This window comes from Achromobacter kerstersii (assembly GCF_902859595.1).
Taxonomy (GTDB): domain Bacteria; phylum Pseudomonadota; class Gammaproteobacteria; order Burkholderiales; family Burkholderiaceae_B; genus Achromobacter; species Achromobacter kerstersii.
On sequence record NZ_CADIJQ010000009.1, the window covers coordinates 63,778 to 82,357 of the forward strand.

Below are 18,580 nucleotides of genomic sequence, written 5' to 3' on the forward strand. Positions count from 1 at the left end.
TTCACCGGGTTTTGGCCCTTTTGATTGTAGTGAAACCAGACGATGTATCTGATCAATTCTTTGCCCGCGCAAGTGCCGCCCGATGATCTGGCGCTGCTGCTGAAGGCCGAGCCCGCCACCATCGGCCACTTCCGGTCAGCCGGTTTTCTACGCGCTGACATCCGTGCCCATCAGCAGGATGTGCGCGTGGCGGGCACGGCGGTGACGGTGCGCATGCCGGGCATCGATGGCGGCATTCTGCATTACGCGATGGGCTGCGTGCGTCCCGGTGATGTGCTGGTGATTGACCGTTGCGGTGAAGCCGTGACGGCGGCGCTGGGCGGGGCCATGGCCTATGCGGCCAAGCAGGCCGGCGTGGCGGCCATCATCGTCGATGGCCTCGTCACGGACTTGGGCGAGCTGCGCCAGCATGGCGTGCCGGTGTGGTCGAAGGGGCCGTCGCCGGTCACGACGCGTCTGCTGGGCCATGACGGCGGCTTCTGCTGCGCCATCAGCTGCGGCGGCGTGGCCGTGCAGCCGGGCGACGCGGTGCTGGCCGATGAAAACGGCGTGCTGATTCTTGCGCCGCAAGACGTGCGCGCCGAGGCCCAACGCGCCATCGAATTCCAAACCAACGAACAGGCGACGCTTGCGCGCTTGCGTGCGGGTGAAAAATTTCCAGACATCGTGGGCTCGCGCGCCGTGATCGACCGCGCCATCGCCGCAGGCCGCGCCTACGCCGCCGCGCAGACACAAGGGGAACCGTCATGAGTATCAATCTGGACGCCGCCGCACTGGCCAATTTGATCCGCCGCCGTGAGAGCAGCGCAGAAGACATTGTGGGCGCCTACCTGGCGCGCATCAGCGCATTGAATGGCTGGTATCACGCGTACCTGAACGTCTATGCCGACGAGGCCATGGCCGCCGCCCGCGCCGCCGACTTGCAACTGCGTGCGGGTGTGGACCTGGGCCCCTTGCATGGCATTCCCATTGCGCTGAAAGACATCATCGATATCGCGGGCCGCCCCACGACAATCGGTTCGCCCAACCACGCGCAGCGCATCGCCGCCCACACGGCGACGCTGGTGCGGCAGCTGCAACGCGCGGGCGCCATCGTGCTGGGCAAGACGCACATGGTGCAGTTCGCCATGGGCGCCTGGGGCACCAACGAACACATGGGCACGCCGCGCAATCCCTGGGACGACGCGGTGCATCGCATTCCCGGCGGCTCCAGCAGCGGCTCGGCCGTGGCGGTGGCGGGCCGGCTTGCGCCGCTGGCCATCGGCACGGACACGGGCGGCTCGGTGCGGGTGCCGGCCAGCTATTGCGGCATCACGGGCTTCAAGCCGACGGCAGGGCGGATATCCACCGAAGGCGTCGCGACACTGAGCCACACGCTGGACAGCGTAGGCGTCTTCGCACACAGCGCGGCGGACGCGCGCACCGTGTTCGACGCACTGGTCCCTGCCCAGCCGGGCGAGTGGGCCGAAGGATTCCACGCGCCGCGCTTTGACGTGCGCGGCATGACGCTGGCCCGCTTGCCCGACGAATTTCTGCCAGACGTGCAGCCCGCCGTGCGCGAAGCCTACGAAGATTCGGTGGCCGTGTACCAGTCGCTGGGCGCGCGCATCGTCACCGTGACGCTGCCCGCCACGCTGGCGCACTTCAAGGCGGTCACGGGCGACATCATGATGACCGAGGGCGCGTTCTCATTCGAACGCGAAATCACGGACATGAGCCTGCCTGTAGACGATTCCGTGCGGCCACGGTTGTTGGTGGGGCTGGAGGTGCCGGCCACCCGCTATCTGGCCGCGCTGCGCGAGCGTGATCGCTTGCAGGCCGATCTATTGCAACGGTTGCAGGGCGTAGCGGGGCTGTTGACGCCCACCACGCTGACCACCGCGTTGCCGCTTGAGCAGGTCGATCATGGCAATGCGCCGGTGCACTACACGCGCATTGGCAACCTGCTGCAGATGTGCGGGCTGTCGGTGCCGAATGGCCGCGACGCCAATGACTTGCCGACCGGCTTGCAGATTCTTTGCCCAGGCGGCGAAGACCGGCTGGCGCTGTTCCTGGCCGAGGTCTATCAACACCACACCGATTGGCATCTGGCGCGCGCGGAGCCGCAGGCGGAACACGTTCCGGGCTGACGCGGCGCAAGAACTAAAACCTACAAGGGGAAATCATGAAGCGTAGGACCCTGGCGGCGCTGCTGGCGGCCGTCCCGATGGTTGCCGTCCGGCGGGTTGCTGTGCGGTTTGCTGTGCGGTGTGCTGTGGGGCGTTCTGTGGGGCGTTCTTTGGGGCGTTCTGTGCGGTGTTCTGTGCGGTGTTCTGTGCGGCTTTCGGCCGCCCCGTTGTTGGCCGCTCTGACGTCGGCCGCTCTGACCTCTGCCGCTTTGGCGCCGGCCGTCTCGATGGCGGCGGACGCTGACGCCTTGCCCGACGTCCACTTCCAGGTGGTCGGGGGCGGCAGCCACAACTACACGTACTCGGCGGTTGAAAAGCCCTTCTGGGAAAAGACCTTGCCGGCCGCATCGGGCGGCCATGTCACGGCTGAACTGGCGGGTCTGAACGAACGCGGGCTGAAAGGCCCCGAGATCTTGCGCTTGATGCGGGGCAACGCGCTGGACGTCGGCATGGGCGTGTTCGCCTTTGTCAGCGGCGACGACGCCATGCTGGAAGGCGTGGACCTGCCCGGGATGGCGCCCGACATCGCCACCGCCAGAAAGATGGTGCAGGCGTACCGGCCGGTGCTCGAAGCCCGCATGCGCGACCGCCACGGCGTGCATCTGCTGGCCACGGTGCCATACACGGCGCAGGTGTTCTTCTGCCGCGAACCCGTGCAGCAGCTTGAAGACCTGAAGGGCCGCAAGATCCGCACGCGCGGCCGCAACATGGCGGACTTCATCAGCGCGCTGGGCGGCTCGCCGGTCACTATTCCGTTTGCTGAAGTGATCCCTGCGCTACAGACCGGCGTGGTGGATTGCGCGGTGTCGGGCATCGGCTCGGGCAACTCGGCCAAGTGGTACGACGTGGCCAAGCACCTGTACAACCTGCCGACCGACTGGTCCATTGGCTTTTACGCCATGGGCGAAAAGCGCTGGCAGCGGCTGGACCCAGCTGTGCAACGGTTTCTGCAAGAACAGGCCCGTGTTCTGGAAGACCGCCTCTGGCAAGAGACGGGGCGCGAGAACGACTTTGCGCTGGCCTGCAACACGGGGCAGGGCGAATGCCGCATTCACACGAAGGCCGACATGCAGGCGGCCTCGCCTTCGCCCGCCGAGCGGGAACGGCTGCACGCCATCGCCTCGCAAGTGGCGGGTGAATGGGGCAAGCGCTGCGGTGCGGAGTGCGCCCGCGCGTGGAGCGGATCGGTCGGCCAGGCGTTGGGCGTGACCTTGCGCTAACGCCACTCAAACAAGGAGATTCCATGTCATCGACTACTCATGCTCCGGTGCGCGTCCTGGAGCGCATTGCACGCGGCGGCGTCTGGATCGGCGGGCTAGGCCTGATGGCTGCGTCCTGGCTCATCGTCGTTGATCTTGCTGCGCGCAAACTGGCCGGCGTGTCGCTGGGCGGCGCCGACGAGATCGCGGGTTACGTGCTGGCGGTGGCCAGCGCCTGGGCGTTTCCCATCACGCTGCTGCGCCGCTCGCACATCCGCGTCGACGTGCTCTACACGCATCTTTCCGCGAAGACCCGCGTAGCGCTCGACTTTTTTGCGATCGCTTGCCTGAGCGTCTTCATCGGCTTGCTGACGTTTCACGCCTGGGGCGTGCTGGCCGACTCCATCCGCTTTCGTTCGGTGTCGAACACGCCGTTGCAGGTGCCGCAATGGATTCCGCAGTCGTTGTGGTTTGCAGGCTATGCGTTCTTCCTGCTGACCATCGTGGTGCTGGCTGCGTGCGCGGTTGCGCGGTTGATGGCAGGCCGCTGGCAAGACGTGAATGGTTTGATCGGCATTCATTCGCTTGATGAAGAGATTCAGGCGGAAACGCAATCGGCGGCACCCCCGCCCGTTGCCGCGCCTGCCACCCCAATGCAACGCTAGGAGCGCCGCATGTTGACTCTGACGATTTCCATGCTGCTCGGCCTGCTGGCGCTGAGCGTGACGGCGGCCGCTACCGTGGGCCTGTTGGGCGTAACGCTGGCGGGCGCGTATTCCCCGCTGTCGCTCGTGAACGCCATGGGCGAACTGGCCTGGGGCACCAGCTCTGAATTCTTGCTGGTGGCCATCCCCTTGTACGTGCTGATGGGTGAATTGCTGGTCAGTTCGGGCGTGGCCGGGCAGATGTATGGCGCGGTGTCCAAATGGGTGTCGTGGCTGCCTGGCGGGCTGATGAACGCGAACATCGGCGCGTCCGCGCTGTTCTCGGCCACCAGCGGGTCCAGCGTGGCTACCGCCGCCACCATCTCTACGCTGGCGTTGCCCGAGCAGCGCAAGGCGGGCTACAACGCGCCGCTGTTTCTGGGGTCGATCGCGGCGGGCGGCACGCTGGGCATCCTGATCCCGCCATCGATCAACATGATCGTCTATGCGCTGATCGCCAACGTGTCCGTGCCCAAGCTGTATCTGGCGGCCACGCTGCCCGGCCTGCTGCTGGTCTGCCTGTTCATTCTGCTGATCGTGGGCTTGTGTCTGTGGCGGCCGGGGCTTGCCGGCAGCCTGCCGTCGATCAGCTGGGCTGAACGGATTGCCGCCTTGCCGCATCTGGTGCCCCCGCTGGCCATCTTCGTGCTGGTGATCGGCGTGATCTATGGCGGCATCGCCACCGCCAGCGAATCCGCCGCGCTGGGCGTGGTGGCGGCGACGCTGTTGTGCGCGGCCAAGGGCGCGCTCAGCTGGAACATGCTGAGCCGCGCTTTCGAGGCCACGCTGCGCACAACGGGCATGATCATCCTGATCACGCTGGCGGCCTTCTTTCTGAACTTCGTGCTGTCGTCCGTGGGCCTGACGACGATGCTGGTAGATGCGGTGCAAGGACTCGACCTGCCGCCACTGGGCATGATGCTGGCCATCATCGCGTTCTACATCCTGCTGGGCTGCTTCATGGACACGCTGGCGATGCTGGTGACGACCGCGCCGTTGACCGTGCCGATCGTCGTCGCCTTGGGTTACGACCCGGTGTGGTTCGGCATCATGTTGATCGTGCTGTGCGAAATGGGGCAGCTGACGCCGCCGTTTGGCATGAACCTGTTCGTGGTGCACAGCGTGCGAGGCGAGGGAAAGTTCATGGATGTCGTCATCGGCGTGCTGCCGTTTCTGGCGGTGCTGCTGGTGATGATCGCGCTGCTGCTGGCCGTGCCACAACTGGCGACGTGGTTGCCGGCGGCGATGTCGGGGCGGTAGTGCACGTCAGGCTGTGGATGTAACGGCCTGATGATGATGGATACTTTCCTGGGGCGCAGCATCGCCCCCCGTGTCAACTTGGCAGGAGTGCTTACATCCGGTTGACGACTCGGGCGGTATGCCTCGGTTAAGGTCTGCGGTGGCAGACACGCCGGCGTGTCTCGTTTGGAGTCAGACGCACTATGCATTTCAGGCAGTCACTCAAGACCGCTGCGCGGCTTAACCCCTTGTCGCATCGTTCGATGCATTGGGTGCAAGAGCGCAGCCAGTTCATCAAGGCGTTGTTGGCGAACCCCGCCGCCATTGGCGCTATCGCGCCCTCCAGCGCAGCGCTGGCGGCGGCCATCACGGCGCCCTTGCACGCGGCGGAAGGCAAAGTGCTGGAGCTGGGTTGCGGCACCGGCGTCTTCACGCGCGAGATGGTGCGCAAGGGCGTGGACCCGTCGAACCTGGTGCTGGTTGAACAGGACTCCGCCATGAGCTCCCGCCTGCGCCAACAGTTTCCGAATGCGACCGTGCTTCAGGCGTCCGCCGAGGATCTGTCGCGTGACACGCATCCGGAGCTGGACGGCATCGGCGCCACCATCTGCGGGCTGCCCTTGCGCAACATGAGCTCGGCGCTGCATAGCCGCTTATTGGCGGCGGTGTTCGAGGCGATGCGTCCGGGCGGGGCCATGCACTTGTTTACCTATGGCGTGCGCTGCCCGATATCCGCCAGTGTGCTGGACGACTTCGGTTTGAAGGCCCGGCGGTCCAGCTTTGTGCCGTTGAATCTGCCGCCCGCGTCCGTCTACAGCCTGTCGCGCTACGCCTGAAGCCGGCGCCACGCCACGGGGCTGCATCCCATGGCGCGCGAAAAGGTGCGGGTGAAATGGCTCTGGTCGGCATACCCGCACAAATGCGCAATCTGACCCAGCAGCAGCGTGGACGTGCGCAGATAGTCCTTGGCGCGGTCCAGCCGCGCCTGCATCAGCCAGCGGTGCGGCGGCAGCCCGGTCGTCTCACGAAACGCGCGCGCAAAGTGGCTGCGCGACAGCCCGCAAGCCTGTGCAAGTTCAGCCAGCGGCAGATCGCCATCCATGTGCGCCAGCATCATCTCTTTGGCGCGGCGCTCTTGCCAGGGCGCCAAGCCGCCGCGCAGGCGGGGCGGGGTCAAGCTGCCATAGGTCTTGGATAAATGTGCGTGCAGCGCCAGCGCCATATGGTCAACAAACAGGCGCGAGGCGCATTCAGGGTGCGCCAGGGCCGGCAGCAACGCTTGCCCGAGTTGATGCACGGTGGGGTCGATGGTGGCCAGATGCGGCGGGTGAAACAGCCGCCCGGCCCGGCGGCCGCCGATGTCTTCAGCGGTTTCATCCAGCGCGGATTGCGGCACATAGAATTGCAGGCAGTCGTAGCTGCCACGCAAGTTCGACACCCAATGGCGGTCCAGGTCGTAGATGATCAAGGTGCCTACGCTGGATGGGCGATGGGGGGCGGGCTTGCCGTCCACCCACAAATCCTGCTCGGAAAACGGCTTCAGCTGCAACACCACCAGGTAGGCCGCTTCCAGCTGATAGGGCTCGGTGAGCCCGTTGTCACGCCGAGCGCTTTGAACGCGGGAAATGCCGATGGGAGAGGCTTGCAACGCATTGCTGACGATGGTCTGCGTGACCTCGGCATGCATGTGTGCGGAGTATTCCCACGACGTCGAGCTTTGATCCATGGAAAGCCGCTTGCATTGTCAAGAACAGTGAAGCGGGAATTTTAGCCGGTAGATGCTGACGGCTGACGGCAGGCGCGTCATCCTTGGGTACCGGTAATTTCTCACTGGTGACTTTCATGCTGACCCCCCACGCCTAGTCTCTTTTGGCCGCACTAAAGCAGGAGTGCCGCGCGCGGACGATTGAATCCGGCGTGGCCTCGTTGCCGCCGGTAGGTGCGCGGCGCATGATAGGCGCGTTGTCTAACGGCGAAGCCAAGGACGGGACTCTGCGATGAAAGACCAAACTGATTACGCCTGTGCGGCGATTACCGGCCCGGAAGACAGAGGAACGGGCGTTTATTTACGGCTGGAATCTGACGGCAGCACGCGCAAGGTGCTGATACGTGTCAGGTCGTATGTTGAGTTCGTGGATCACGCCGAAGACCCCGCGGTGATCGCTTGCCGATGGGTGCCCGAACAAATCATGAGCTATCTGGACTTGCAGAACACAAGCTGCATGCCCGACGCGTGCGTAGATCGATGTATTCGCTTGGGATGTCTTTGTCATCCCAATACGAAGATGTGCGGCTGACATCAACTTGCCCCGGGGGGGTAAGACATGAGCAAGAAAAGCAACGTGATTTTTCGCCTGGTCGTGGCGTATGCGGTACTGCTGTTGGTGGCGGCCGTATGGTCGTGGAAGTTCGTCAATACCGGTGACGAGTTCGTCAAGCTCATTGCCGCGTGGATTGCGGCGTTGACAGCAGCGCTCGGTGCCGCCGTGTCGTTGATCGTCCTGTCCAGTCAGCAGGCGGCCAACAGCGAACTTGAAGCGCTGAAGGGAGATATCAGCAGCAAAGTGAACGGCGATCTCGCACGGTTGAAGGGTGAGATCGATCGCGGTATGCAGCTTGTCGATTTCGCCATGGGGCAAGTCGCTATCGCAAGCGTCACAGTCAGTACCGCAATATCGAGCTACTACTACGCCCTTGCTGCGTTGGAGTACGGCGGCTATGTCGACGCTGATGCGGAGGCGGCCGAGAAGTTGATGCGACAGGCGCGTCCGCGTCTGATGGATCTTATTCCCGGGGCAACGCCGGCATTCGAAAGCTTCTGGCAGGTAGGCGCCAACATCCAGGGTGAACTACGCAATATGGGCGATCGCAACGACAAGCCCGAGGCGATGAAGCAGGTCTGGCGAGACTATGCGCGGGACTTCGGCGACAAGATGAAAGCCGCCGAAGCCGCACTGATGACATCGCGGGAAAAGGCGCGTGAAGGCACGTTGTAGCCGTTGCGCCAGACGGCTACATCGGTTTCAGTTGCAGCGTTCTACCGGCAAGCCGTAGCCGACCGTGATGGCGTTGACCGGGACGTCCTTGAAGGCGGCTTCCGCGGCGGTGTCAAAGCGGGTTTCGCAATTGAATTTCCGGTTGAGCACGTAGTCTTGGCCAGCGGCCTTCTTGATGTCGGCTTCCCATTGGTCGGCCGCATCCAGCGCCTTGTCGCCCGCCAGCACCATTTCCATCAAGACTTCCAGGCCGCCCGACGAACGCGGAGCCACCCATAGGGCATAGGCCGACGGGTCCACGGCGTTGCCGCAGTCCGTCAGGCAGCTTGCCGTGTAGCGTTGGCCACGGCCAAACGCGCCCGGGGTGATGGGCTGACCGGCCTTGGGGGCGTCTTCACCAATGAAGCTCGTCAGGTCGGGCTTGCAGTTGTCGGCCAAGTCCATGCGCAGAGCCGAGACCTTGTCGTTGGTGATGGTGGCCGTGATGCGGCATTCCTGCACCACGAAAACGTGGTCATTTTTGAAGGATTCGCGCGGCACCCCGGCAATCGATTCGAAGTAGCGCTGCGTCGTGCCCAGCATGCTGCCGTTGAACACTTCCTTCACCGTTGCGGCTTGCGAAGCGCTAGCGCCGGCCATGAGGATGCCCAGGGTCAAGGCCTTGAATTTCATAGGAAAAACACTCCGTCGTGTGTGGGTTCTTGCGCCGCGCGTGAGGTCAGCGGGGCGGGATGCACCGGCATGCTGCCACAAAGTGCCGCACGCCTCCATGTCAAAAAAGGTGATCGGGCGTCGGGCTGCTATATTTTCGCGATTCCATGACCTCTGTAAAGGATGCGCGAATGCGATCGATCGTAGGCAAGAATCGGGTGTTGGCGCGTTGGCAATGGAAGGGCAAGTTTGCCGCGACGCTGGTGTTTGCCGGGCTATTGAGCGCGTGTTCAACGTCGTCAGGGTTGTGCGACAGCTTCGGCCCGAGCCAAAGCGCGTCGATGGATGTGCCGCCAGCCGCCTCCGCCCAGAAGGTGTTTGCCTGCCTGGACGAGGCCACCAGCGGCAAGGGCGATCGCCCTGAATACGCAGGCAAGGGCAAGGCCACCCGGGATCTGACGGCCGGCGTGTACGAGACAGACCAGTACCGCGCGTCGAACGTATCCGGGTTTCGTCTGAAAGCCGAGCTGTCAAAGAAGACGCCGTCGACGCTGACCCTGACCTTGCGGGGCGCGGGCGCGTACTGCGCGGACTTGGGCGTCAATCAGGAAATGGCGCGGTTGAAGGCAGACGTTTCGGCTTGCCTTCAGCGTTGAACTGACGGCTCCAGCACCGCCAAAATGTTGCGTGCCGCGGCCATGCCCATGTTCACATAGGCCGCGCTGGTGACGCCGCCAATGTGCGGGCTGAGGATGATGCGCGGTTCTTCTTGGAAGGGGTGGCCGGCCGCCATCGGTTCGGTGGCGAAGCTGTCCAGGCCCGCCGCCATCACCTGGCCGGATCGCACCGCCGCCAGCAGCGCGTCTTCGTCCACCAAACCGCCGCGCGCGGTGTTGACGAGAATCACGCCCGGCCGGCATTGCGCCAGCGTGGCGGCATTGACCATGCCGCGGTTGTCATCCGTCAGCGGGCAGTGCAGGGAGATCGCATCGGCGTCCTTCCAGATGCGCTCCAACGGCACACGCTCAACATACGCGGGCAGGTTCTGCGCGTAAGGATCAAAACCGATCACGCGCATGTCCATGCCGTGCGCCACCGCCGCCATGCGCTGGCCGATGGCGCCCAGGCCGATCAGGCCAATCGTCTTGCCGGCCAGTTCCACGCTCTTGTGCGTGGACTTGTCCCAGTGGCCGCCGCGCATGCGTGCATCCAGCGCCACCACCGATTTGGCGCAGCTCATCAAGAGCGCCAGCGCCTGCTCGGCGACCGCCGCCGCGTTCACGCCCACGGCGGCAACCACGTCGATGCCGCGTTGTGCGGCCGCGGCCTTGTCGATGGTGTCGGTGCCGCTGCCATGCTTGGAGATCACGCGCAGCGCCGGCGCCGCATCCATCGCGGCCGCGCCGACCTTGCTGTAGCGCACGATGATGGCAATGGGGTTGTGCGTGCGGCACAGCGCCACGACGTCGTCTTCAGACGGCGTCTTGCCCGCGTAGACCACGTTGAAGTCGCCCAGCAGCGCCAGCGCTTCGGGCGCCAGGTCGGCCGCCGTGACGAGGATGGCGGGTTTGTCAGAAGCGGGAGCGTTCACAGCGATTCCCCTTCCTTCAACACACCCGCCGCACGCAGCGCTGCCGTCAGCCACTTGGCCTCGGTGTCGCCCGCCTGGATGGCGGCGATGCGGGCGGCTTCGTCGCGCACTTTCTTTTCGGCGGCGGGAAGCAGGCCTTCAATTTTTTCGCGTTCGACGACAACCACGCCGTCGGCGTCGCCGATGATGAAGTCGCCCGCATTGACGGTCACGCCGCCCACCGACACGGGGTGGCCGATGCGGCCGGGCACGTTCTTGGTCGGGCCGTTGGGGTTGGTGCCTGCGGCGAACACCGGGTAGTCCATCTCGATGATTTCGACGGTGTCGCGTGCCGCGCCATCCATCACCACGCCCGCGATGCCCAGCTTGCGGCAGGCGGTCATCATGATGGTGCCCATCAGCGCCGAGCTCAGATCGCCCTTGCCGTCGATGACCAGCACATCGCCCGGCTTGGCCAGCGAGATGGCGGCGTGAATCATCAGGTTGTCGCCCGGCCGAACTTCAACGGTGAGCGCCGTGCCCGCGACTCTCATGCTGGGATGCAAGGGCCGGATGCGGCCGCTGAGCGCGCCGCGGCGGCCAGCCACGTCGGCCAGAATCGCGGGTTGCAGTTCCGCCGCGCGGCGCACGATGGCGGCGTCTACGCGGGGAAAGTCTTTGATGATGTCCTGGTTTGCCATGAAGATTCCTGTAAGAGTCAGAAGGGAGGTGGGGCGTCGTCAGGCCGGCTTGATGCCAGCGTCGCGAATGACCTTGCCCCACTTGTCGAAGTCGGCCTTGCGGGTCTGGTCCAATGCCTGCGGCGAGCCGCCGGCGAGCGTGATGCCAAGCTGCTCGGCCAGCGCAATCAACGCGGGGCTTTGCAGCGCTTTGGCGATATCGGTATTCAGCCGTTCGATGACGGCGGCAGGCGTGCTGGCCGGGGCGAACACGGCTTGCCATTGCTCGACCACGAAGTCGGGCATGCCGGCATCTTCCATGGTGGGAACGTTGGGCAGGGCGGGCAGGCGGCGGGCCGACGTGGCGGCCAAGGCGCGCAGCGCTCCCGTGCGCACATGGGGGAGCGCGGCGGCGGCCGGGATGAAGGCGAACTGCACCTGGCCGGCCAGCGTGTCCTGCAAGGCGGGCGTGTCGCCCTTGTAAGGCACGTGCAGGAATCGCGCCCCGGTGCGTTGCTGTAGCAGTTCGCCCTGCATATGCAGGATGGTCCCCGTGCCGCCAGAGGCATAGGCCAGGCTTTGCGGCGCGGCCTTTGCGGCTTTCAGCAGGTCGTCCAGCGTCTTGAAGGGTTGCGCCGCGCCCACGACCAACAGGTGCGGGATCGTGCCGATCATGATGACGGGCGCGAAGTCCGCGACCGGGTCATAGGTGAGCTTGCCCATTACGTGCGGCGCGATGGCTTGCGGGCCGATCGAGGTGCCTAGCAGCGTCAGACCGTCGGGTTCGGCGCGCGCGACGCGTGCGGCGCCGATGGTGCCTGTTGCGCCCGGCCGGTTGTCGACGATCACGCGGGTGGCAAGCAGCGCATCGAGTTGCTGCGCGATGGCGCGGCCCAGCACGTCGGTGCTGCCGCCCGCCGGATAAGGCACGACCCAGGTGATGGTCTTGCCTGCCGGCCAGTCCGGCGCTGCGCGCACGTTGAAAGCCGTGGTGGCGGCCAGTGCTGCGCCAAGGGTCAGCAGGCGGCGCCGGGTGAGGGTTGCGGTGGCCAGGGTAGGCATGAGGGTGTCTCCGTGATGTTGTCTTTTTTCATTCCGGAAAGCCGTAGAGGGCTGCCGGGTTGCTCACCAGAATGCGATTCAATGCGGCCGGGCTGCTTGCCCATTCGCTCAGCCGGTCGAGCTGGCGGGCGTCATCGGGCATAGGCTGTTTGCCGGCCGACGCGGTAGCGTGCGGCCAGTCGCTGCCCCAGATAACGTGGTCGGGGTTGGCGTCGAGGTAGGTGCGCGCCAAGGCATGCAGCGATGGGTCGTCGGTCGACCGCTGATCACTGACGAGATACCCGCCAGACAGCTTCACCCAGGCGCGCCCGGCGCCAAGCAAGCGCAGCACCCGCGCATGCGCGGGATGCTGGCCGGCCAGCGCGGGCGTGATGCGGGCCAGGTGGTCGAACACGATGGGCGAGGGTAACGACGACAGCAGTTCGCCCAGCTGCGCGAGCTGATCGGGCGGCATCAGCAACTGCACGTGCCAGCCCAGCGGCGCCACTCGCGCGGCCAAGGGCGCGATGTGCGCCGCCGACCCCGTCACGCCCAGCGACAGGTTCAGCCGAATGCCACGCACGCCCTGCGCATGCAGCGCTTCCAGTTGCGCGTCGGACTCCGTGCCGTCGATGACGGCGACGCCGCGCGCCTGTTCACCCAATTCGGCCAGACCGGCCAGCATGCTGCGGTTGTCTGCGCCATAGGTGGAAGGTGTGACCAGCACCGCGCGCTGCGTGCCGAGCCGGGATTGGATCGCGCGGTACTGCGCAATGCTTGCGTCCGGCGGCAGCAACGTTGCGCCCGCCGCGGGCGGATAGCGGCCGTCGTAGACGTGGACATGGCAGTCGCAAGCGCCAGCGGGCGCGGCGATGGCAGGCCGTCCTTCACCGGCAGAATAGGCGTAGGGGGCACGCATGAAAGGTCACTCGACGCGGGCGCCCGAGTCCTTGACGATCTTTCCCCAGCGGGCGCGGTCGTCGCGGATCAGTGTGGCGAAGTCCTCAGGGGTGCCCGTCAACACGCGCGCGCCTTGTTCCTGATACTTCACGCTCAGTTCCTTGGATTGCAGCGCCTTGTTGAACTCGGCGTTCAGGCGGTCCACGATGTCTTTCGGCACGCCCTTGGGGGCGGCCAGGCCGAACCAGGTCACGGCTTCAAACCCCGGATAGCCGCGTTCGGCGATGGTGGGCACGTCGGGCAGATCGGGCACGCGTTGCGCGGACGTGACCGCCAGCGCGCGCATCTTGCCGTTGCGCACGTGGCCGATCAGCGTGGGAACGGACGACAGGTACATGTCGATCTGCCCGCCGATCAGGTCATTGGAGGCCTGCGCGGCCCCTTTGTAGGGGATGTGCGTGAGCTGGATGCCGGCTGCGTTCTGCAACTGCACGGCCGCCAGATGCGACACGGTGCCGTTGCCCGAGCTGGCGTAATTCAGTATTCCCGGCTTCGCCTTGGCGGCCGCAATCATGTCGTCCAGCGACTTCAACGGCGAACCCGCCGGCACCACGATCACCAGCGGCGCGTCGGCAATGAGCCCAATCGCGCTCAGGTCTTTCTCGGGGTCATAGGGCAGCTTGGCGTACAGCGTGGGGTTGATCGCCAGGTTGCTGGTTTGCCCCAGCACCAGCGAATAACCATCGGGGTCGGACTTGGCCACCGTGTCCACGCCGATGTTGCCGCCGGACCCGGGGCGGTTCTCGGTCACGATGTTCCAGCCGGTGTTGCTGGCGACCTTCACGGCGGCTTCGCGGGCCAGCACGTCGGTGCCGCCGCCCGGGGGGAACGGGACGACCAGGCGGATGGGTTTGTTGGGGTAGCCCTGGGCCAGGCTGAGCCCGGTTGCGCAGACGAGGGCGAGTCCTGAGAGCGCGCGTACGACGACCTTCATGGTTTGTCTCCGATTTTTGTTTTGGTAGGCGCATTGTCGGATCGTGTTCCGCACAATACAATCCAAGTTCGTCTAGCGAAACATGTTGCGTACCATGAACGAAGAAGAGACTGGCAACCCCGATGCCGCGAAGGCAGGCGAGGACGGCGAAGAAGGCGTTATTGCGGTGCGCCGCGCCATGCGCATCCTGGAGGCGTTCGGCGTTGAAGATTCGCACCTGACGCTGGCGGAACTGAGCCGGCGCACCGGCTGCCATCGTTCGACGGTGCTGCGGCTGGCGCGCACGCTCGCCATGGACGATTACCTGGCGCAACGTGCCGATGGCACCTGGCGGCTGGCGCGCGCGGCCGGCTGGCTGGGCGCTTGTTATCAGGCCACCTTCAACGTGCAGGAAGTGGTGCAGCCGGTGCTGCGCGAGCTATCGGCCGCCACGGGCGAAAGCGCCACGTTCTATGTGCGCGAGGGCAACCAGCGGATCTGCATGGCGCGTGTCGAAGGGCCCAAGTCCATCCGCCATCACGTGCGGGTGGGGGCGTCGCTGCCGCTCACGCTGGGCAGCCCGGGCCGCGTGCTGCTGGCCTTCTCCGGCGAAGCTGGCGAGCCCTACGAATCCGTGCGGCGGGCCGGCTACATGATGTCGCTGGGCGAGCGCGACGCCGAGGTCTCAAGCCTCTCGGCGCCGGTCTATGGCATGAACTGGACCTTGCTGGGCGCAATGTGCATCTCGGGCCCGATCTCCCGGCTGACCGAGCAAGTGCTGCTGGGCCACAAGGATGCCATTCTTGCCGCGGCCAGCCGGCTGTCGCGCTCGATGATGGGCGCGCGGCAGGGCGCTTGAACGCGCGTGGCGACTCACGCGGTTCAGCAGGTGTCAGCGCGATTCAGCGTGATTCAGCGAGGTTCAGCTCGGTTCAGAATTTCTCCGGAACGAATCGAATCGGCCGATCCGGCTCTTGATACCCCTGCGCCTTTTGCCGCTTAGGCAGTTTGACTTCGGGATGGGGCAGGGCTTTGTACGGAATGCTCTGAAGGATGTGGCTGATGATGTTCAGGCGCACGCGCTTCTTGTTGTTGGAGTCGGCCACGTACCACGGCGCATGGTCGGTATCGCTGGCGGCAAACATGTCGTCTCGCGCCCGTGAATAGTCGTACCAGTGGCTGTACGAATCCAGGTCCAGCTTCGACAGCTTCCAGATCTTGCGCTCGTCGTGAATGCGCGCTTGAAGCCGGCGGGTCTGTTCTTCTTCGCTGACTTCCAGCCAGTACTTCAGCAGGATGATCCCGGAATCAACGATCGCCCGTTCTACCAGCGGCACCGCTTTCAGGAACACCTTGGCCTGTTCCTTCGTGCAAAAGCCCATTACGCGTTCGACCCCCGCGCGGTTGTACCAGCTGCGGTCGAAGATCACGATTTCACCGGCTGCGGGCAGATGCGGCAGATAACGCTGCACATACATCTGCGTCTTCTCGCGATCGGTGGGTGAGGGCAAGGCAATGACGCGAAACACGCGCGGGCTGACGCGCTCCGTAATCGCTTTGATGGTGCCGCCCTTGCCCGCGCCATCGCGGCCTTCAAACAGAATGCAGACCTTGGCGCCGCTATGCACCACCCACTGCTGAAGTTTGACCAGTTCGATATGCAGGCGGGCGAGTTCTTTTTCGTAGTCCTTGCCCGTCAGGGGCTTTGCTGTTTTCACGCTGTCTTCCGCTGCTCTTTTCTTGGCCATGATGTGCCTCCTTGAGTCGCACGAATTACTTGCGTATTGCTCTTGTATTGCTCGGGTATTTCCCACGTCCTTCGCGATTGTGAGGCGCGAGCCCGCCGCGCGTCCATGATGATTCCGGCGAAAAGCCGTCAGGCGGGATGCGAATGCGGATGCCGCCTGCGCCGGGTTTCGGACGGCGTTTCTAGAAACAGGTCGTGATAGCGCGCGGCCGCGTATGTGGAATACGGATAGCCATGCTGAAAAAAGCAATCGGAAACGGTCTGCTGGTTATTGCTGTGGGCCAGGTCCAGATAAACGTCATGCAGTTTTCTCAAGGCTAAGTAATGGCCCGGACTCATGCCGAAACAGGCCTGGAAAACATCGCGCAAGCTGCGTTCGCTGATCTTCAGGCCCTTGCGCAATTCGTCCACATGCACCGCCTGCTGCGGGTCGCGAAAGATGGCCAGCGCCAACTCGCACAGCTGGGGCAAGCGCAAGCTGGGCCGGCCCTTGTTCTTGTCGTGCGGCACACGGTTGGCGATCAGATTACGCAAGCGCTGCTCAACCAGACGGCGCCCCAGCGCGGGCGGGCAGGCGGGCGCCATCGACAGGAGCGCCGCCTCGCGCAGCGCGGCAACTTGCAGGGGGTCTGCTTTCACCATGTCAGCCGCGCTAGCCCAGCGCCGCAGCGTTTGCGCCGCAAAGCTGTCGTCCATCAATAAATCAGACGCCAGCGGCAGCGCGATGCTGACCCAGTCATTGGGGCCAGCGGCGCGGAAGACGAACCCTTTGCCAGGCGCCAGCACACCCATCGAATCCTGACTAAAGGGGACGCCATTCAGCCATGCCTGGGCGGGCGAGGGTTCTGGCAATAGCAAGGTCAGGTGCGTGGCCCAGCCCGCGGCCTCGCACAGGTTAGGCACCCGGGTGACGCCGCGTTGCACGTCGATGCCATCCACATCCAGATGGCCGGTTCGCCAGCCGCCGTCTTTGGAACCCAGCAGGAATACCCTTACGTCGGCGTGGAATAGAGCGGCCGCGTACGAATCAAACGACTCGAAGTGCTGCAATTTCATCTAAGCCTCCACGCAAGAGAGCTGACGACATATTGCCGAAATTAGCATGGACTTAGCACTCCGTCACTGGCGAAAATGCAGCACACGTTCTCTTGCAAGGGGCTCTACATGTTTCTTGCCAAATCGCGGCGCCGGTTCGTGGCCGTAGCAACCGTTGCGCTGCTGTGCTTTCCCCTGACGGGACACGCGGTGTCGGGACACCTGGAGGACGCCATCGCGGATGTGCTCGTCTGGGTCGTGCTCGTTCTTGTCCCCATTCTGGCCATCTGGATCTTCTGGAAGCTGCACGTTTTGCCGGAAGTGATTGCCGAAAAACGTCATCACCCTCAAGCCGAGGCCATCAAGTCGCTGTGCCTGTTATCGCTGGTGTTTGGCGGCATGCTCTGGCCCTTTGCCTGGCTGTGGGCGCATACCAGACCCGTCGGATACCGGCTCGCCTATGGCCGCGACAAGCATGAGGAAGACGGGCCCGGTCCGGAAACCTTGGGTTGACCATAAAGGGGCGCCGGCATGCTTGAACTCATCTTGATGGTGTATGGGCTGTTGATTTGGCTGATCTTCATCAAGCTGAAGTGGCTGCCGTGGAACATCAAATCCCAGGTTGGCGTGGTGGCCATCGGGGCCGCCGGCGTGGCGGCGCTGGTGCTGATCATCAATGTGGTTACGCCATCGTCCAACGAGCTGCGCGTTGTCAATTACGTGGTGGAAATCATTCCCCGGGTGACCGGGCGCGTGGTGGAAATTGCGGTGGAAGGCAACCGGCTGATCAAGAAGGGCGACGTGCTGCTGCGCCTGGATGCGGAACCCTATCAATTGAAGGTCAGGCAGCTGGAAGCCAAGCTCATCGATGCGCAAGCCACGCGGCAATCGCTGGACCGTGACCTTGCCGCCGCGCAATCGTTGACGGCAGCGGCCTTGGCGCAAGTCGACCTTGCCCGGATGCGCTTGCGCCAAAGCACCGCCTTGGCGGCGCGCGGCGCGGGCAGCCAGTACGACGTGCAGAGCTTTCAAAGCGAATTGAAAGTCCGGCTGGGCAACTGGGAAGCCGCGCGCGAGACCGAACGCAAGATCAAATTGAATCAAGAGGCGGTGGTCGACGGGGACCAAGTAGCCGTGGCGCAGGTCAAGGCCGAGCTGGACACGGCGAAGTGGGAACTGGCGCAGACCACGCTGTATGCCCCCGCTGATGGCTACGCAATCAACTTGCAGGCGCGCGTGGGGTCATACGCGGCCGCGATACCGCTACGCCCCATCATGTCGTTTGTGGAGACCACGCAGCAGGTGATCGCGTTTTTTGATCAGAATCAGCTGACCAAAGTCGAGGAAGGCAACGAGGTCGAAGTGTCGCTGCGCACGGTGCCCGGCCACGTCTTCAAGGGCAAGGTGGATTCCATTGTGTGGGCCACTTCGCAAGGCCAATTCCAGGCATCGGGCCTGCTGCCCGGCACCACCAGCGAAGGCGCGCGAGCCGATGCGCCCATGCAGTTCGCGGTGCGCATTGATCTTGAAACGCCGCAAGACATGACGCTGGCGATGGGCGCCCGCGGTAATGCCGCAATCTACACGGACCGTCTGGGCGCGCTGCATATGGTGCGCAAAGTTATCTTCCGCGTGCAGTCCAAGCTGGATTATCTGGTTCTGAAGCTTCATTGACGG

General features: G+C 64.4%; 21 protein-coding genes. 12 read left to right on the forward strand and 9 right to left on the reverse strand.

The window, feature by feature from the left end; translation table 11 throughout:
• Nucleotides 1–42: 42 nt before the first annotated feature.
• From HV765_RS23140 to HV765_RS23165, 6 genes are all read left to right on the forward strand, one after another.
• The gene (locus tag HV765_RS23140; protein WP_175171093.1) at nucleotides 43–750 is read left to right on the forward strand and encodes an RraA family protein; all 708 of its coding nucleotides are present in this window, start codon (nucleotides 43–45) and stop codon (nucleotides 748–750) included.
• The gene (locus tag HV765_RS23145) at nucleotides 747–2,129 is read left to right on the forward strand and encodes an amidase (protein ID WP_175171094.1); all 1,383 of its coding nucleotides are present in this window, start codon (nucleotides 747–749) and stop codon (nucleotides 2,127–2,129) included. The genes HV765_RS23140 and HV765_RS23145 overlap by 4 nt, the downstream gene beginning before the upstream one ends.
• 206 nt (nucleotides 2,130–2,335) lie before the next feature.
• Nucleotides 2,336–3,388 (forward strand): TRAP transporter substrate-binding protein, encoded by a 1,053-nt coding sequence (locus HV765_RS23150; protein ID WP_254600691.1) that lies wholly within the window; start codon nucleotides 2,336–2,338, stop codon nucleotides 3,386–3,388.
• Nucleotides 3,389–3,411: 23 nt separating this feature from the next.
• Nucleotides 3,412–4,032, forward strand: a complete 621-nt coding sequence (locus tag HV765_RS23155; protein ID WP_054427156.1) for a TRAP transporter small permease subunit — start codon at nucleotides 3,412–3,414, stop codon at nucleotides 4,030–4,032.
• Nucleotides 4,033–4,041: 9 nt separating this feature from the next.
• A complete protein-coding gene (locus HV765_RS23160) occupies nucleotides 4,042–5,331 on the forward strand; it encodes a TRAP transporter large permease (RefSeq protein ID WP_175171095.1) in 1,290 nt (429 codons plus the stop codon).
• Nucleotides 5,332–5,513: 182 nt separating this feature from the next.
• Entirely contained in the window at nucleotides 5,514–6,146 is a 633-nt protein-coding gene (locus HV765_RS23165; protein ID WP_175171096.1) for a class I SAM-dependent methyltransferase, read from the forward strand.
• Here HV765_RS23165 and HV765_RS23170 read toward each other — a convergent pair.
• Nucleotides 6,137–7,036, reverse strand: a complete 900-nt coding sequence (locus HV765_RS23170; protein ID WP_175171097.1) for an AraC family transcriptional regulator — start codon at nucleotides 7,034–7,036, stop codon at nucleotides 6,137–6,139. The genes HV765_RS23165 and HV765_RS23170 overlap by 10 nt on opposite strands.
• Nucleotides 7,037–7,307: 271 nt before the next feature.
• Between HV765_RS23170 and HV765_RS23175 the strand changes: the two genes are divergently transcribed.
• Both HV765_RS23175 and HV765_RS23180 read left to right on the forward strand, forming a co-directional pair.
• The gene (locus tag HV765_RS23175; protein WP_175171098.1) at nucleotides 7,308–7,607 is read left to right on the forward strand and encodes a hypothetical protein; all 300 of its coding nucleotides are present in this window, start codon (nucleotides 7,308–7,310) and stop codon (nucleotides 7,605–7,607) included.
• 27 nt (nucleotides 7,608–7,634) lie between these two features.
• Complete coding sequence (locus HV765_RS23180; protein WP_054427160.1) at nucleotides 7,635–8,306, forward strand: hypothetical protein; 672 nt, start codon at nucleotides 7,635–7,637, stop codon at nucleotides 8,304–8,306.
• Between the two features lie 27 nt (nucleotides 8,307–8,333).
• Here HV765_RS23180 and HV765_RS23185 read toward each other — a convergent pair whose 3' ends face one another.
• Nucleotides 8,334–8,978: a hypothetical protein gene (locus tag HV765_RS23185; RefSeq protein WP_175171099.1), complete on the reverse strand. Its 645-nt coding sequence runs from the start codon at nucleotides 8,976–8,978 to the stop codon at nucleotides 8,334–8,336.
• A gap of 170 nt (nucleotides 8,979–9,148) precedes the next feature.
• On the opposite strand from HV765_RS23185, the gene HV765_RS23190 reads away from it, so the two are divergent.
• Nucleotides 9,149–9,613, forward strand: coding sequence for a hypothetical protein (locus HV765_RS23190; RefSeq protein ID WP_175171100.1), 465 nt, complete (start codon nucleotides 9,149–9,151; stop codon nucleotides 9,611–9,613).
• On the opposite strand, the gene HV765_RS23195 is transcribed toward HV765_RS23190, so the two are convergent.
• Genes HV765_RS23195 through HV765_RS23215 form a run of 5 tightly spaced genes read right to left on the reverse strand, consistent with a single transcriptional unit; the run spans nucleotide 9,604 to nucleotide 14,142 of the window.
• Nucleotides 9,604–10,548 (reverse strand): NAD(P)-dependent oxidoreductase, encoded by a 945-nt coding sequence (locus HV765_RS23195; RefSeq protein WP_054427162.1) that lies wholly within the window; start codon nucleotides 10,546–10,548, stop codon nucleotides 9,604–9,606. The genes HV765_RS23190 and HV765_RS23195 overlap by 10 nt on opposite strands.
• Nucleotides 10,545–11,228: an RraA family protein gene (locus HV765_RS23200; protein WP_175171101.1), complete on the reverse strand. Its 684-nt coding sequence runs from the start codon at nucleotides 11,226–11,228 to the stop codon at nucleotides 10,545–10,547. The genes HV765_RS23195 and HV765_RS23200 overlap by 4 nt, the downstream gene beginning before the upstream one ends.
• Before the next feature lie 39 nt (nucleotides 11,229–11,267).
• Nucleotides 11,268–12,269, reverse strand: a complete 1,002-nt coding sequence (locus HV765_RS23205) for a Bug family tripartite tricarboxylate transporter substrate binding protein (RefSeq protein WP_175171102.1) — start codon at nucleotides 12,267–12,269, stop codon at nucleotides 11,268–11,270.
• A 28-nt stretch (nucleotides 12,270–12,297) separates the two neighbouring features.
• Nucleotides 12,298–13,167: an amidohydrolase family protein gene (locus HV765_RS23210; protein WP_175171103.1), complete on the reverse strand. Its 870-nt coding sequence runs from the start codon at nucleotides 13,165–13,167 to the stop codon at nucleotides 12,298–12,300.
• A 6-nt stretch (nucleotides 13,168–13,173) separates the two neighbouring features.
• Nucleotides 13,174–14,142, reverse strand: coding sequence for a Bug family tripartite tricarboxylate transporter substrate binding protein (locus HV765_RS23215; protein WP_175171104.1), 969 nt, complete (start codon nucleotides 14,140–14,142; stop codon nucleotides 13,174–13,176).
• A gap of 82 nt (nucleotides 14,143–14,224) precedes the next feature.
• Here HV765_RS23215 and HV765_RS23220 point away from each other — a divergent pair, with 82 nt between their 5' ends.
• The gene (locus HV765_RS23220; RefSeq protein ID WP_420840144.1) at nucleotides 14,225–14,980 is read left to right on the forward strand and encodes an IclR family transcriptional regulator; all 756 of its coding nucleotides are present in this window, start codon (nucleotides 14,225–14,227) and stop codon (nucleotides 14,978–14,980) included.
• Nucleotides 14,981–15,053: 73 nt separating this feature from the next.
• Here the strand turns inward: HV765_RS23220 and ppk2 are convergent, their stop codons facing one another.
• Both ppk2 and HV765_RS23230 read right to left on the reverse strand, forming a co-directional pair.
• A complete protein-coding gene (gene ppk2, locus HV765_RS23225; RefSeq protein ID WP_054427166.1) occupies nucleotides 15,054–15,869 on the reverse strand; it encodes a polyphosphate kinase 2 in 816 nt (271 codons plus the stop codon).
• Between the two features lie 128 nt (nucleotides 15,870–15,997).
• A complete protein-coding gene (locus HV765_RS23230; protein WP_175171105.1) occupies nucleotides 15,998–16,924 on the reverse strand; it encodes an AraC family transcriptional regulator in 927 nt (308 codons plus the stop codon).
• 108 nt (nucleotides 16,925–17,032) lie between these two features.
• Here HV765_RS23230 and HV765_RS23235 point away from each other — a divergent pair, with 108 nt between their 5' ends.
• Nucleotides 17,033–17,416, forward strand: a complete 384-nt coding sequence (locus HV765_RS23235) for a DUF3302 domain-containing protein (RefSeq protein ID WP_054427168.1) — start codon at nucleotides 17,033–17,035, stop codon at nucleotides 17,414–17,416.
• 18 nt (nucleotides 17,417–17,434) lie between these two features.
• Nucleotides 17,435–18,577 (forward strand): HlyD family secretion protein, encoded by a 1,143-nt coding sequence (locus HV765_RS23240; protein ID WP_054427169.1) that lies wholly within the window; start codon nucleotides 17,435–17,437, stop codon nucleotides 18,575–18,577.
• Nucleotides 18,578–18,580: the final 3 nt, after the last annotated feature.

Coding starts and splice junctions, on each gene's coding strand:
- HV765_RS23140 (WP_175171093.1), top strand. CDS start 43: ATGTATCTGATCAATTCTTTGCCCGCGCAAGTGCCGCCCGATGATCTG.
- HV765_RS23145 (WP_175171094.1), top strand. CDS start 747: ATGAGTATCAATCTGGACGCCGCCGCACTGGCCAATTTGATCCGCCGC.
- HV765_RS23155 (WP_054427156.1), top strand. CDS start 3,412: ATGTCATCGACTACTCATGCTCCGGTGCGCGTCCTGGAGCGCATTGCA.
- HV765_RS23160 (WP_175171095.1), top strand. CDS start 4,042: ATGTTGACTCTGACGATTTCCATGCTGCTCGGCCTGCTGGCGCTGAGC.
- HV765_RS23165 (WP_175171096.1), top strand. CDS start 5,514: ATGCATTTCAGGCAGTCACTCAAGACCGCTGCGCGGCTTAACCCCTTG.
- HV765_RS23170 (WP_175171097.1), bottom strand. CDS start 7,036: ATGGATCAAAGCTCGACGTCGTGGGAATACTCCGCACACATGCATGCC.
- HV765_RS23175 (WP_175171098.1), top strand. CDS start 7,308: ATGAAAGACCAAACTGATTACGCCTGTGCGGCGATTACCGGCCCGGAA.
- HV765_RS23180 (WP_054427160.1), top strand. CDS start 7,635: ATGAGCAAGAAAAGCAACGTGATTTTTCGCCTGGTCGTGGCGTATGCG.
- HV765_RS23185 (WP_175171099.1), bottom strand. CDS start 8,978: ATGAAATTCAAGGCCTTGACCCTGGGCATCCTCATGGCCGGCGCTAGC.
- HV765_RS23190 (WP_175171100.1), top strand. CDS start 9,149: ATGCGATCGATCGTAGGCAAGAATCGGGTGTTGGCGCGTTGGCAATGG.
- HV765_RS23200 (WP_175171101.1), bottom strand. CDS start 11,228: ATGGCAAACCAGGACATCATCAAAGACTTTCCCCGCGTAGACGCCGCC.
- HV765_RS23205 (WP_175171102.1), bottom strand. CDS start 12,269: ATGCCTACCCTGGCCACCGCAACCCTCACCCGGCGCCGCCTGCTGACC.
- HV765_RS23210 (WP_175171103.1), bottom strand. CDS start 13,167: ATGCGTGCCCCCTACGCCTATTCTGCCGGTGAAGGACGGCCTGCCATC.
- HV765_RS23215 (WP_175171104.1), bottom strand. CDS start 14,142: ATGAAGGTCGTCGTACGCGCGCTCTCAGGACTCGCCCTCGTCTGCGCA.
- HV765_RS23220 (WP_420840144.1), top strand. CDS start 14,225: ATGTTGCGTACCATGAACGAAGAAGAGACTGGCAACCCCGATGCCGCG.
- ppk2 (WP_054427166.1), bottom strand. CDS start 15,869: ATGGCCAAGAAAAGAGCAGCGGAAGACAGCGTGAAAACAGCAAAGCCC.
- HV765_RS23230 (WP_175171105.1), bottom strand. CDS start 16,924: ATGAAATTGCAGCACTTCGAGTCGTTTGATTCGTACGCGGCCGCTCTA.
- HV765_RS23235 (WP_054427168.1), top strand. CDS start 17,033: ATGTTTCTTGCCAAATCGCGGCGCCGGTTCGTGGCCGTAGCAACCGTT.
- HV765_RS23240 (WP_054427169.1), top strand. CDS start 17,435: ATGCTTGAACTCATCTTGATGGTGTATGGGCTGTTGATTTGGCTGATC.